Origin of the sequence: Candidatus Magnetobacterium casense (assembly GCF_019173545.1) — a bacterium.
Classification (GTDB): domain Bacteria; phylum Nitrospirota; class Thermodesulfovibrionia; order Thermodesulfovibrionales; family Magnetobacteriaceae; genus Magnetobacterium; species Magnetobacterium cryptolimnobacter.
The window spans coordinates 1-13921 of sequence record NZ_JABXWD010000048.1; the positions used below are offsets into that span (position 1 = coordinate 1).

The 13921-nt window shown below is 49.0% G+C and carries 10 protein-coding genes and 1 pseudogene; 7 read left to right on the forward strand and 4 right to left on the reverse strand.

What is annotated here, in order from left to right; genetic code table 11:
• From HWQ67_RS04330 to HWQ67_RS04355, 6 genes and pseudogenes are all read left to right on the forward strand, one after another.
• Nucleotides 1-524, forward strand: a pseudogene (locus HWQ67_RS04330) (hypothetical protein); the annotation flags it as partial.
• Between the two features lie 107 nt (nt 525-631).
• Nucleotides 632-2134, forward strand: coding sequence for an endonuclease/exonuclease/phosphatase family protein (locus tag HWQ67_RS04335; protein WP_218251420.1), 1503 nt, complete (start codon nt 632-634; stop codon nt 2132-2134).
• A 33-nt stretch (nt 2135-2167) separates the two neighbouring features.
• Nucleotides 2168-3796, forward strand: coding sequence for a Fic family protein (locus HWQ67_RS04340; protein ID WP_218251421.1), 1629 nt, complete (start codon nt 2168-2170; stop codon nt 3794-3796).
• A gap of 7 nt (nt 3797-3803) precedes the next feature.
• On the forward strand, nt 3804-5417 hold the full coding sequence (locus tag HWQ67_RS04345) for a phospholipase D-like domain-containing protein (protein ID WP_218251422.1): 1614 nt from the start codon (nt 3804-3806) through the stop codon (nt 5415-5417).
• Nucleotides 5387-5809 carry an RloB family protein gene (locus HWQ67_RS04350; RefSeq protein WP_218251423.1) on the forward strand — a complete coding sequence of 141 codons (423 nt, stop codon included), beginning with the start codon at nt 5387-5389 and terminating at the stop codon, nt 5807-5809. The genes HWQ67_RS04345 and HWQ67_RS04350 overlap by 31 nt, the downstream gene beginning before the upstream one ends.
• Before the next feature lie 68 nt (nt 5810-5877).
• The gene (locus tag HWQ67_RS04355) at nt 5878-6846 is read left to right on the forward strand and encodes a DUF3187 family protein (RefSeq protein WP_218251424.1); all 969 of its coding nucleotides are present in this window, start codon (nt 5878-5880) and stop codon (nt 6844-6846) included.
• A gap of 11 nt (nt 6847-6857) precedes the next feature.
• Here HWQ67_RS04355 and HWQ67_RS04360 read toward each other — a convergent pair whose 3' ends face one another.
• From HWQ67_RS04360 to HWQ67_RS04375, 4 genes are read right to left on the reverse strand one after another with little or no spacing between them, the layout of a single operon-like run.
• Complete coding sequence (locus tag HWQ67_RS04360; protein ID WP_218251425.1) at nt 6858-7256, reverse strand: type II toxin-antitoxin system VapC family toxin; 399 nt, start codon at nt 7254-7256, stop codon at nt 6858-6860.
• Entirely contained in the window at nt 7246-8730 is a 1485-nt protein-coding gene (locus tag HWQ67_RS04365; protein WP_218251426.1) for a tetratricopeptide repeat protein, read from the reverse strand. The genes HWQ67_RS04360 and HWQ67_RS04365 overlap by 11 nt, the downstream gene beginning before the upstream one ends.
• A complete protein-coding gene (locus HWQ67_RS04370; RefSeq protein ID WP_218251427.1) occupies nt 8696-9520 on the reverse strand; it encodes a hypothetical protein in 825 nt (274 codons plus the stop codon). The genes HWQ67_RS04365 and HWQ67_RS04370 overlap by 35 nt, the downstream gene beginning before the upstream one ends.
• A 3-nt stretch (nt 9521-9523) precedes the next feature.
• Nucleotides 9524-9904: a hypothetical protein gene (locus HWQ67_RS04375; protein WP_218251428.1), complete on the reverse strand. Its 381-nt coding sequence runs from the start codon at nt 9902-9904 to the stop codon at nt 9524-9526.
• Between the two features lie 361 nt (nt 9905-10265).
• Between HWQ67_RS04375 and nifJ the strand changes: the two genes are divergently transcribed.
• On the forward strand, nt 10266-13838 hold the full coding sequence (gene nifJ, locus HWQ67_RS04380; RefSeq protein WP_218251429.1) for a pyruvate:ferredoxin (flavodoxin) oxidoreductase: 3573 nt from the start codon (nt 10266-10268) through the stop codon (nt 13836-13838).
• Nucleotides 13839-13921 lie beyond the last annotated feature (83 nt).

Here is a 13921-nt window from a genome sequence, read left to right on the forward strand (position 1 = left end):
GAGAGATAAATGCCATTGAGCTTTCGCAGAGCAAAGACCACGGAGACAGACTATTGTCCATACTGTGTACGACGCAAGACATCGATGCCACAATAAAGGATATCCTTGCGGGGGCACATCCTATGTCATCAAATGAACGGGATACCTACGTACTGAAGTTGTTGTTCTTAGCAAGACTTAGAGGTTTAGCCGAAAAAACAGAAAAGGAGGTAAAAAACATGCCTGTAATACTTGAGTTAAGCGAAGAAGAGATTCATAAGGATTTCCTATATAAGGAAGGTGCACGCAGGGGCAAGCTGGAGGGCAAGCTGGAGGGCAAGCTGGAGGGCAAGCTGGAGGGCAAGTATGAAGGCTTGCTTGAGGGAATCGAGGGAATGCTGGATATAAAGTATGGTGCCGACGGTTTGGCTCTCATGGCGTTTGTGAAGGGGATGACGTCTGTCGAAAAGATGGCGCGTTGTAAGGAGCTGATCAAGAGGTCAAAAACGGTTGATGAACTGAAGAAGCTATTAACGAGTACATAAGAAATTCAAATGCGATTGTCCCAACTTGTTCGTTGCATTTTTCCTGGTGACCGTGATATATTAGTCTGATAGCACGATACGCTAAATCTGAAGATGGAGTGATTTAGATGGATACGAACTCAATTGTATATGCAATCGCAGGGTTTATTATACCTTATCTCCCATATCTGACGGGACAGCTAAAGACCGACAAGGTTGAAGATACATATGCACTGCGCTGGGCAACCGCCATATGGGATAAAATCAAAAACGAGGTCAAAACCAGACCGGCCATTAGGGAAGCCATAAACGACGTCTCAGACAACATCTACGACGATGATGCCCGCAGCGCCTTCCGCCTTCAACTCAAAAAGCTCCTGATGCAGAGGCAGGATGTCCTTGAGAGTCTCTCCGGCCTGTGGATGGAGCTAAACTCACGTGGTGTCCATGCGGTGTTGGACAGGGAACTGGCATCGGCCCAATGGCTGGACGTCCTGAAGGGGTCTGACGATGTCCTCCAGCGCCTGGAGATGGTGCGCCTGCTCAGAACGGGGGTGCCACCGCAACAGATAGTGGCCAGATTTCACACAGACCTCAAGTACCTCTATCGGGTACACTCGGCATTTACCCTCAGTGGGGTCTACGGCATACTCTCCGGTTCAAACATACGACACTGGATGGATGGCCTCAACCCCGATGACCCTTTCCTCAGACGCCTGGAAATGATACGTCTGTTGCGCACTGGCACACCCGTAGAAACTATAGCCACCGAGTACAACGCCACAAAAGAATACATCTACAGACTCAACGACCGCTTTACCCGCTCTGGCACCCTGGGTATATTCACCGAAGACGATATGCTGAAGTATCGCTCCTTTAACCCCAGACTCATACGCATATGTTCGTTTAACCTCCACGGCCTGCACGATGAAAACCCAATGCGCCTCAAACGCATTGCCAACGAGCTATCCGTCTTTGACCCTGAGCTGTGCGCATACCAGGAGGTCATAAGTGGCGCCGGAATACAGGAGACAAGCGCACAGATAGCAAACTGGATGACCAAGATCACCGGCTGCTACTACAGAACTCACTATGCCTACTGCCACCAGTTTATGGATAAGTATCCCGAAGGAGTGGCAGTATCGGCCAAGGCCCAACTGGTCAACGCTCAACGCATAGACCTCAACAACGATCTGACCGACAACGTCCGTCCGCTGATGGAGCGTTATGCCGCCACGGCCGATATTGACTTGTATGACTCCAGGGTCGTCTTTGCCTCCGTGCATCTTGACCACAGCGACAATCCAAATATCCAGCTTGCACAGGCCGAAAAACTGCTCAAGGAACTCAAACTCCGTTACCGCCACAGTGACTACCTCTGCACGATCATAGCAGGGGACTTTAATAGCAAGGAAAACTCTCCGGTCATGCAATACCTCACCGAAGAGGGCTACGTGGATACCTACAGGCAGTGCCATCGCCTTGGCGGTGATACCTTTCCGACAACCAATCCGTTCGCCAGGATTGACTACATAATGGTAAAAGGAAATGTCAGGGTAAAAGCGGCTGAACTCATACTCAATGACCCTGAACTCAGTGACCATATCGGATTGTTGGCCGTTATTGAATAACAAAAAAATACATAACATTTAGGAGTGTGTGAAATGCCTCATCGTCGTGGAAACTTTGTTTTAGCTTATCAATGGGACCATCACTGTCATGAGCTTTTTGAAGCGACAAAGGGTAAGTTTCAGCATGTACTCAGAGAGCTTGGTGAGCTGGACTATCAGGATGTCCCCAATACACAGGATTTGCTGTTTTATTTCAAAAAGTGGCACTACAACCAAGACCTCTTTAACTGCACCATCGCAGATATAGACAGAAAGGTTCACGTGATAAACTCCCTGGGATACCGGGGATATGGTGTCAACATAGAACTGTTAAACGCCATGGATGCCCTGAAAAAAGACTATGAAGGACATATCCGCTGGCGCCTGCAAGAGACCTTCAAAAGACATCTGGGCCTGTTGCAAGAGACCATCGACATCAATGACAGACAACTACAGTCAATGGACACCTTCTACATCATCACGCGCCTGTGTGACACGCTGGGCTGGACCGAAGAAGACCATCTGCCCGCCGCCTGCCGCCATGTACGGCTCGATCTCGACCTGTACTTCCGGATCATGGCCGAGGAAACCCCATGGACCGTCAACACCGCTATATTTCAAAAACTGTTTCTGCACCTAGGATGCTCCTCCATGACCATCATGAAGGGAACCGTCGGACACGAGGACACACTGCCCCCAAAAGAGTTGAAGCTCATTGGCAATCTCAATTTCATCGAAATGTATAAAGAAACCTTTTCTCAACTCCACACCTTTACGGATATCAACATCGACTTGCTCAAGCGCATCCACCTGACATTCTCCAAGGGACTGGTGCCCAATGCGGGTAACTTCAGACCATACGACTTCCCCGACAGAAACGGTGTCACGTGCGAGTTTGGTAACTTCAACAGGGAAATATCCGACCTGGGCTACGTCCTGTGGGAGACCGGGCAGAGCTTTCACAACCTCGATTCATTTGTCTATGACCTCGCACGCTCATATTACATGTTCATCGGCATACACCCCTTCTGGGACTCCAACGGTCGCGTGGGAAAGTGCTTCCTCAACTACATGCTCCTAAAAAAGGGACTCCCACCCATCAGCTTCAACAACTCCGAGGAGGTCTTTGCACTGCCACGCTATGGTGGCAGCATGGAGGACATGTACAACTACGTCAAAAAAAGAATACTCTTCGCCGTTGACGCATACTTCTACGAACGCTGGAAACTGGAGTACCTCGGATTTCTCAATAAACAAATATACAATGTATCTTTTGATTCCGGGTTCTACTTCAGGCAAATAGACGACAGTCCACAAAAACTGGAGACCCATTTTATTGCCTACGTCGTCAGCAACAATGACCACCTGTTTAAACAACTGGCAGACCAGTGTCGTGTTGTCATGCCCAACGAACACCTCGTACAAAACATTAGCATCTACTGCGGATTTACAAAGGGTCAGAACAAGGACTGGCACCACAAAATCACTTTTAACAGAAACGTTTTTATCAAAGAGGTTGCCTCCGACATACCGGGCACAAGGGCATTCGACATCGACTTCGTGATAGACCTGTACGACCGCCACTACGATTACCCCTGTTTTAGTTGCTGTGTGGTGTCACAGGAAGGCGGCTATATTTTTAACAACAAGGGCTTAAACTATACTTATACTATCCAGAGGTAAAGAAAACATGGAAGGATTTGCTGAAGAATACTGTCATCCGTCATACAAGTGGATAGGTCAGAGGCGTTTCGTGACCAACGTCCAGGGGTGGAACATATCCAACTTTCCCGGGGGGATCGGATTTTCGTTTTGCGACTGTGGGCCGGGTATGGCGCTAAAGGTGCTTTTAACGGTGTTCCGAAAGGACGGTATCTGTGAGTATTACCTCATGGATGCCTATCACAACGGACACTTCGGTGACAACTGGCAGAAGTGGCAAACCCACCAACTGCCGCTCTTTCCCTATGAGGGGCTGCACGGGCACGCTGAAAACATAAAATTCTCCTACATAATCCACAAGGATGGCCGTTCCATACCATCGTACTATGAGTACAAGTTTGCATCGATACATGACTTTCACAAGGGGCGGGTGGAAAACTCCGACTTCCACGACAGTTACTTTAAGATACCCAACCCCTACCGCACCTTTGAAGTAGAGCGCACGGAGGTTCAGGATGCCCTGGACAGGATCAACACCCTCTATGGCGATCTGCCGGTGCGTCCCTTCTTCACGCGCGGAAACACCTGGAACACAGACCATCCCATCCACGAAATCCACAAACACATAGACTGGGTCATCGAACGCAAAAAGGCCGACCCCGAGGGCCGACACTACATCCAGATGGCCATCTTTGACTTTGACAACTACCACGTGGCACAGCACCTCATACATGCAGTGCAGGCCGGCGTTGAGGTCGAGTGCATTGCCGACTGGCCGGCGGTAAGCTCCCTCAACGTTACCGAAAACATCGCCAAGATGAGACGTGCCGGCATACCCATCTACGGCATAGTCAGAAACACCCCCTGTGACCCCACTGAGGGCATTGCCAGTATGCACACCAAGATCATCATCTTTGACGGCGAAATAGTACACTCCAGCTCCTACAACCTGCACTTTCACCTCTGGGGTGGTAACTGGGAAAACGGACTCGTCTACTACTCTCCGGACTTTGTCACCGTGTATTCCAACATCTATCATGCCTTACGGGGCGGGGTAGTGCAGAGGTTGAGCGTTACCCCGGAGCAGCGTTACAATCTCTACTACAGCTTTGGCAGTTACTACACGCCGTTTCGCGACTACTACAGGGCACAGGACGCCATCGTCACGGAGATCAACAACGCCAAACACACGATCATCGTATCCATGTTTGACATCGGTTATATCACGGGCGTATCCTCTTACGACAACCACGAAACGGATGTCATAGCGGCCCTCATCAACGCACGTAATCGTGGCGTGCGGGTCAAGATCATCCTCAACGGCATGATCTGTCACACCGGGGAACTCCCACAGAGCTGGGACACCGCCAAGTGGAGACCGCTCAAGGAACCCGTTAAGCGACTCAAGGACAATTGGATGGAGCTGGTGTTTGTCTACTACTGGGAGAGTATTTACTCACCGTTGCATCACAAGTTTGCGGTCTTTGACAACTACACCGTCATCACCGAATCATGCAACTGGTACGTCGCCAGCCTGTACTCCGACGAGGTCTTGTCGGTGGTAAGGGACGAGCGCCTCGCCAGGGAATTCACCGACGAAGCAAACAAGATATGCCAGAGCTTCCGCCTCGGATACGACTAGAAAAAAGAGAAGAAAAGAATGGGGGACTTTGTCCCCCCTCAGACCCCCCTACAAGGGGTCACGGACCCCTTGACCCCGTAAAGGGTGGTGAGCAGGTGGGGGCGCAATTTGAGCTATGGTACCTGCTGCATTTTCATTACTACGATACTGCTATAGACATAGATTCGTACAAGAAGATGCTTTCAGGCCTTTTAGATCGTAAATATCAAAAAAACAGTAGAGACATGTACGCAACGCTTAAAGACAAACAAGATGCTGCAATAAGAAATGCCAGGAAACTGTTAGAGAGATACAACCCTCATGTCCCTGAAAAGGATAACCCTTCAACGACAGTCCACCTGCTCGTGGAAGAGCTAAATGTGTACAGAAGTGACAAGTGGGGTTACGGATAGGGGGTTGGGGTAATACAGGGGTTGAGCGTTACCCCGGAGCATCCTTACAATCTCTGCGACACACGATTATGAATCGGTTGTTTGCCATGACAGTGGGGGGATTGTTCCTCCTTGTGCTTTTAACGCCTGGCGTTGTTGCGACATTTGACGGTCCCCTGCCGGTGAAAAACCAGTTTCCGCTGAGTCTCTACCTCCTGTCTCCCCGATACGAATCCCCACGCCTGGAGGACAGTCTGACGTTTAACCTCGCCTACAGCTCCATCTACATGGTGAGACAATCGAAGGACTACGCCGTGGGGATTGACCTGGAAAGCTCCGAACTGAGCATCGCCCTCAAAAAGGTCGCCTTTGATTCGGTGGAGTTGTCGGCAGAGGTTCCCGTTGTGATCTTTACGTCGGGCGTGATGGACAACGCCATCAACAAGTACCACGAAACCTTTGGGTTTGCCGACTATGGCAGAAGAAACCGACCTCTGAACTCATTCCTGTTCAGCTTCAAAGGCAATGGCAAGACCCTGATCGATGGCAAGGACGGCTACATCGGACTTGGCGACATAAGGCTCGGTATAAAAACGCCGCTGTTGACCTCAGACCCGCTGGTCAGCGTCATGTTCGATCTGGAGCTACCAACGGGCAGCAGTCCCAGGGCAGGTATTGGCAACGGAAGCATCGATGCAGGATGCAGACTCATCTTAAGCAAGGAGCTGACCAGCCGCCTGAAGTCCTATGCGGCTGTCGGTGTTGTCTTTCCGGGCGATTACCGTGGGCAGGAGGCCATCAAACTCAGAAGTTACCTCCACGGCGCCGCCGCCCTGCAGTACGATTTCTCAAGACGTTTCGTGCTTATCGGGCAACTCACCGCCCAGGGTTCCGCATACCCCAACACCAAAATTCCGCAGATAGACAGGACGGCAGCGCTCCTTACCATAGGCGCCAGATACAAACTCGACAACAACACCGTCGAACTCTCATTCACAGAAGACCCCAGCACCTCGGGGGCGCCGGACTTCTCACTCAATCTCATGTATAAGCGATAAAGAGAAAGGAGTTATGCGATATCACCATGTATAACCTTTAGGTTTTTGATATTATCAAAGTGTGCATCGTTTGATATTAAAGTAAGACCATACTGTTGTGCAATAGCAGCAATCCATATATCATTTTCCGGAATTGGATGTCCTTTATCTTTTAGATATTTTTTTAGATTACCATATGTTAGTGCAGTTTTCACATCACAGGAAAGAACCTTGTTTTCGAGTACAAAATCATCAATACGTTTAACGTTTTCTTGAATCTTCGTTGACTTATAAGCCCCGAAATATAATTCCCCTATGACAATAGATGGTACAAATACTTCCTTGATGTCAGTTAAACTCTTACAGATATCTGGATTATTCTTAAAGATGTCTATGATGATATTTGTATCGAGCAGATATCTACCACTCATCGGTATCTACCTGTTCACAGCCTTCATCTATGGCCTTAGACATTAACTCCAAGTCATTAGGATCAATAGTGCCTGCAAACTTCAGAAGATTTTTCCCGTCAACCCCTTTTGGATTCTCTGAGTCTTCAGCCCTGTCTATTTCTTCAAGCAGGCTCAACAGTTGCTTAAGGTATTTATCATCTCTTTCATGCTCTAAAGCAAATTCAATATGTTTTCGTGCGCTGCTATAATCCTTTTTATCACGCAAGAGGAATGTGCCAAAACCCGTACAGACCTTTACCTTATCAAGTACATTGTCTTTATTTAGCTCCAAGCTTTTGTTGTATGTGTCCTCTGCCTCATCCCATCGGTTATTATCTTTACTCAATAGATAGGCAAGACTGTGATACACCTGTGCCTCGTGATGCCGATCACCTTTTCCACATTTCAAGCTTTCTTTGTATGCGTCCTCGGCATCCTTCCATCGGTTACTATCTTTGCTCAACAGATTGCCAAGACTGTGATACACCTGCGCTTGGTCAGCAGAATCACCCGAGCGTAGTTTCAAGCTTTCTTTGTATGCGTCCTCGGCTTTTTTCCATCGAGTGCGATCCTTGCTCAATAGATTGCCGAGACTGTGATACACCTGCGCCTGGTGATGCCGTTCACCCTTGCCTAACTCCAAGCTGTCCTTGTAAGCACGTTCGGCATCTTTCCACGTTTCACGCCTCTTACTCCATATCAGGCCGACAATATGCGCCGCTATTGCCGCATCACGCCTGCTTGCAACTGTATTGTGCCTTTTCTCCCAGACTGGTATCATAAACCTAAGCGATTTATTATGATTCTTCTTCTTGTAGGCATACATGCCGCGCATGAAAAAAGCGTTCAGCATATAAGGCTGCAATGATTTACCAGTTTGCCCAGTCTCCGGGATGTCCTCTTCAAGGTAACGGTCTATGACCCTCCCCGTTTCAGGCTCATTAAAGTAAGTCGCAAGATCAAATATCGCCCGAACAGTCTTTATAGCCTCGGGCTTCTCTTCTTCAATTGTAAAGGCTAATCGGGCGACTTGCAGGTCGTAGTCATTAATGTTAAAGGCAGCGAAGTCTTCAAACTCTTTTCTCTTTGCCCTAAGCGTGTCTAAAACCGTCTTGCGAATCTCTTTACCCGAACCGTTAAGTTTGCCGATACAATACTCCCTGATATCATCATGAAAGGCCCACGTCCGTATCGTCCTGTAGCGCCAGATAGGAAAATCCCGCAGCCTTTTTATAATCGCGGGGGCATTTCCATTGGCCACACCTGTCTTTTGCAATAAAGATTCCGCTAACGAGTCTTCAAGCATATTGGGAACACAAAGAACCTGCAGTGCCTCTTTCGCTTCTTTTGAAAGCACGTTCATTATTACTTCTACGCTTGATAGCCCCTTCATTTTAGAAAACTCCATCGTTTGTGTTCTAAATAGCAGCGGATAGTCTTCTTGCAAAATCAAAATAAGTTATCTCTTTATTATCGGTAATAGCATCACGACAAAACAAAAAGGGGTCTGAACCTTTTAAGTGTTCCTTTGCTGCCTGGAGCATATCACTGTTCTCAAGCCTGGCAGGAATAACAATAGGATTTTTACCAAGTTGAATAAAGCCTTTATAATTAGTTTCATTAAGAACACATACCTCGATGCCATCTATGTATCTCATTCTTTTGCACAAACAATGTAAAAATCTATTTTGACGTTTTGATTCAAAAACACCTAAACCACCCTCGCTAAAAATAAATAATAAAAACAACGATTTTTCTTTTTTAATCACTTCTTCTATGTCTATTATAAACTTATCTATTAATAACTCGATCACCCGCTCTTTTTTAAAAGCTAAACTGTTTTTTTTATATAGCTCATCTGTAATTACTGTTTGGTTAACACCGTTATAGTCCATTTTATTGCCTGCTGATGTATTATTTCCTATATTTTGATTGATCGTTAAAGTAGCATCTTTAGAGTTAAACAATTCTTCAACCATGCTCTTATAGTTTTGGAATTTATATCTGCTATCCAAATCATAAATAACCTGGTCCAACAACTCACACATTAGAGTATCAGCTTTTGAAGAATGCACTGCCTCTGCAACAGTAGTTTTTTTCTTTTGCATACTTTCCCGAATCCATTCAGCTATGTGCCATATTTCTTCATTATCGTCTACACAGATAAATGATAACTTGTTGTTGTCATTAAAGCATCTTTGAATCTTCTCTTTATAGCTTTTCCTATCGTACCACGGTATCATTCATTATCCCTTACCCTCTTCAGTATTTACTCTATCAATATTTTGTTCGATATTTTTGAATGCTATATCTCCGTTCGCCTCTGCACCGTTGCCAACAGACTGCGTGATGTCTGAACTACCATCTGTCGTTGCTTCTTGCACTATGTCTGTGAGTGAGACGTTGTTACCTTTAACTCCATCCCCGACTGACTGAATGTTACCGCTTTGCTTTGGTTGACTATCACCGCTTTGCTCCGGCTTATGTTTCTTTGACCAATAATTGACGCCAATCACTATAACAGCAAAAATGATCATTGTCACCGAGAATCCCTTCTTGTCATAAATAAAGAGGACATATGCTACAATCATAAGGCTGTAAGCAATAAACGACATTTTATTATGCATGACTCTTCCCCCGTCCTGCTCTGTCCATCGGACTCCTCTTACCTGCCCTCGCAAGGATTGCTGTCGTCATTGTCATGACCACCTTCTACCATATTATCTCATACATCTATTGTAAAACGCAACTTAAATTACAGGCCCTCCTTATTTTTTCTTCTTCACTGCCAAGAAATTTTTAGCCGCTCACTTGAATTTATAGTTGCCCTTGATTTATACTTAATACTGTTTATCTTGATAGACATTTAATTGGGAAGGCAGAGAGACAGAGCAGGTTTTCAGGTTAAGCGATGTATTTTCAGATTTGGCAGATTTATAGTCAAATTGTATTAAATAACTTATATCTAAAACATATGGAGGAGTTTTTATGAGTAGAAAGATGGTAATCCTCGATGGCTGTGGTGCATGTGCGCACGTCGTACATGCCACCAATGAGATAATAACGATTTATCCCATAACGCCGTCATCCCCGATTGCGGAGAAGTGCGATTCCAAGACCGCAGCGGGTGAGGTCAACATTTGGGGTAGCATCCCCAAGGTTGGCATGATGCAGTCCGAAGCAGGCGTGGCCGGGGCCGTGCATGGCTCTCTGTCGGCAGGCGCCCTTGCAACAACCATATCGGCCTCGCAGGGACTATTACTAATCATCCCGAACATGTACAAGATAGCCGGAGAACTGACCCCTACCGTGTTCCACATCACAGCACGTTCGCTGGCAGCCCAGGGGTTGTCGATATTTGGCGACCACTCGGACGTTATGGCGGCAAGGGCAACCGGATTTGGTATGCTGTGTTCAAAGGACGTCCAGGAGGCCATGGACTTTGCGCTGATCTCCCAGGCGGCAACGCTTGAGTCACGCATCCCCTTCCTGCACTTCTTTGACGGCTTCAGAACCTCCCACGAAGAGGCCAAGATCGAAGAGCTGACCTTTGACGACATGCGGGCAATGATCAACGACGACCACGTCATAGCCCACCGCAAGCGCGGCCTCAATCCCGATACCCCCTCAATGCGCGGTACCGCACAAAACCCCGACGTCTACTTCCAGGGCCGTGAGACGGTCAACAAGTACTACCAGGCCGTCCCCGGCATCGTACAGAAGGCCATGGACAAGTTTGCAAACATTGTTGGCAGACAATACAAGCTGTTTGACTACTACGGTGCCCCCGATGCCGAGCAGGTTGCCGTGATCATGGGTTCCGCCGGCGACGTCGTAATCAGCACCATAAACGCACTCAACGCAAAGGGCGCAAAACTCGGCCTCATCCAGGTCAGACTCTACAGACCATTTGACACCGCCGCTCTGGCAGCCGCACTGCCCGCCACGGTCAAGTCAATTGCCGTCTTAGACCGCACAAAAGAACCAGGCGCTACCGGTGAACCCCTCTACCTCGACATCAGAACCGCACTGGGCGAGGCTATGGAGCAGGGTATCGCCAAGTTCACAAAGTGGCCAAAGATCGTCGGCGGTCGCTACGGACTCGGCTCCAAAGACTTCACCCCAGGCATGGTCAAGGCCGTTTATGACAACATCATGTCTACAATTCCCAAAAACCACTTCACCATCGGTATCAACGACGACGTCACCGGTGGAAGTCTGCCCTTTGACAAGAACTTTGACATCGAAGGCAAGGACGTCTACCGCGCCATGTTCTACGGCCTGGGCGCAGACGGCACCGTCGGCGCTAACAAGAACACGATCAAGATCATCGGCCACGAGACCTCAAACTACGCACAGGGATACTTCGTCTACGACTCCAAGAAGTCAGGCTCCATCACCACCTCACACGTGCGCTTTGGAAAGGACAAAATCACACACCCCTATCTGATCTCAAAGGCCGACTTTATCGCCTGTCACAACACAACCTTCCTTGAGAAGTACGACATGCTGGCCAATGCCACAGAAGGCGCCACCTTCCTCCTGACCACCGCCGCCCCCAAGGACAAGGCCTGGGACACCCTGCCCGCTGAAGTGCAACAGGGCCTCATAGCCAAAAAGATGAAGTTCTACATCATAGATGCCATCGCCCTGGCCGAAGAGCTTGGCCTTGGTACCAGGATCAACATGATCATGCAGACGGCGTTCTTTGTTATCTCAAACGTTATCCCCAAGGAAACCGCCATCAACGCAATAAAGAAAGAGATCAAGGCAACCTACTACAAAAAGGGCGACAAGGTTCTTGAGATGAACTACGCCGCCGTTGACAAGGCCCTCCAGGGCATCGTAGAGGTTCCCGTTCCCGCTGCCGTTACAAGCAAGCTGACAATGCGCAGGGCGGTATCAGAGGATGCCCCAGAGTTTGTCCAGAAGGTCACTGCCACCATCATAAAGGGCTATGGAGATAGTCTTCCTGTGTCGGCTATACCCAACGATGGCGCCTGGCCCACGGGTACAACGCAGTACGAAAAGAGAAACATCGCAGTACAGATTCCCGTGTGGGAGCCGGATGCCTGCATACAGTGCGGCACCTGTTCGTTTGTCTGCCCACACGCATCTATAAGGATCAAGGCATACGATCCCGCACTCCTGGCCAACGCACCGGCGGAGTACAAGTCGGTCAACGCCACCGGCAAGGAGTTTGAGGGGATGAAGTTTACCGTCCAGGTAGCCCCTGAAGACTGTGTTGGCTGCTATTCATGCGTAGAGGTGTGTCCTGGACGCAAGAAGGACGCCGACGGCAAACGTACCGAGGTCAAGGCAATCAACATGGCGATTCAGGAGCCAATTCGTGCCGCCGAGGTCAAAAACTACAGTTTCTTCCTGTCCTTGCCGGAGACCGACCCGTCCAAGTTCAAGCTGACCACGGTCAAGGGCACACAGCTTGTCAAACCGCTGATGGAGTACTCCGGGGCGTGTTCGGGTTGCGGTGAGACGCCATACATCAAGCTCCTGACGCAGCTCTTTGGCGACCGCCTCATGATCGGAAACGCAACGGGATGTTCATCCATCTACGGAGGCAATCTGCCTACAACGCCATACACAAAGCGCGCAGATGGCAGGGGGCCGTCGTGGGCAAACTCCCTCTTTGAGGACAACGCCGAATTCGCACTCGGAATGAGGCAGACGGTGGACAAGTTCAATTCAATGGCATTGGAGCTCCTTGACAGACTGAGCGGTAAGTATGCAGGCCACAAGCAGCTCTTTGACGACATAAAGAACGCCGACCAGTCAACCCAGGAAAACATCGAAATCCAGCGCGGTCGCATTGCCGAACTGAAGAAGCTCCTACAGGGTGATTCCTCCACAGAGGGCAAAAACCTCCTGTCGATAGCCGACTACCTCGTTGTAAAGACGGTGTGGGCGCTCGGTGGTGACGGTTGGGGCTATGACATCGGCTACGGTGGTGTAGACCAGGTGCTGGCCTCCGGCGAAAACATCAACATAATGATCATGGACACAGAGGTATACTCAAACACCGGTGGTCAGATGTCCAAGGCGACCCCACGTGGTGCAACGGCACAGTTTGCCGCCGGCGGAAAGCGCACAGGTAAAAAGAACATCGGCCTGATCATGGCCACATATGGCAACGTCTACGTGGCGCAGATATCCTTTGGTGCAAACCCCTCACAGACCATCAAGGCAATGATCGAGGCAGAGAGCTACAATGGCCCGTCATTGATAATCGCATACTCCACCTGTATCGCACACGGATCGGATATGGCAAAGAGTACAGAGAGGCAGAAACTCGCAGTCTCCAGCGGCTACTGGCCTCTGTACAGGTACAACCCGCTGCTCGAAAAAGAGGGCAAAAACCCCATGCAGCTAGACTGCAAGGATCCGTCTACGTCGCTGGGTGAGTTCGAGTTCGCAGAGAACCGCTATCGTGCCCTGAAGCAGATGAACCCTGAGGTAGCCGACCAGCTCCTCAAGGAAGCCGAACAGGACGTCAAGAGAAGATGGAACATACTCAAACACTGGTCCAACTGGTCACCTGTTTAACCAACTAACCCCAAAAAAACAAAGAGAAGACAAGGAGGGCGGCTCTGCCCCCTCCTTGACCTCCCCCGCAAGGGGACCAGTCC

Excerpts from the sequence above, each read along its gene's own strand:
- HWQ67_RS04335 (WP_218251420.1), top strand. The coding sequence starts at position 632 with ATGGATACGAACTCAATTGTATATGCAATCGCAGGGTTTATTATACCT.
- HWQ67_RS04340 (WP_218251421.1), top strand. The coding sequence starts at position 2,168 with ATGCCTCATCGTCGTGGAAACTTTGTTTTAGCTTATCAATGGGACCAT.
- HWQ67_RS04345 (WP_218251422.1), top strand. The coding sequence starts at position 3,804 with ATGGAAGGATTTGCTGAAGAATACTGTCATCCGTCATACAAGTGGATA.
- HWQ67_RS04350 (WP_218251423.1), top strand. The coding sequence starts at position 5,387 with ATGCCAGAGCTTCCGCCTCGGATACGACTAGAAAAAAGAGAAGAAAAG.
- HWQ67_RS04355 (WP_218251424.1), top strand. The coding sequence starts at position 5,878 with ATGAATCGGTTGTTTGCCATGACAGTGGGGGGATTGTTCCTCCTTGTG.
- HWQ67_RS04360 (WP_218251425.1), bottom strand. The coding sequence starts at position 7,256 with ATGAGTGGTAGATATCTGCTCGATACAAATATCATCATAGACATCTTT.
- HWQ67_RS04370 (WP_218251427.1), bottom strand. The coding sequence starts at position 9,520 with ATGATACCGTGGTACGATAGGAAAAGCTATAAAGAGAAGATTCAAAGA.
- HWQ67_RS04375 (WP_218251428.1), bottom strand. The coding sequence starts at position 9,904 with ATGCATAATAAAATGTCGTTTATTGCTTACAGCCTTATGATTGTAGCA.
- nifJ (WP_218251429.1), top strand. The coding sequence starts at position 10,266 with ATGAGTAGAAAGATGGTAATCCTCGATGGCTGTGGTGCATGTGCGCAC.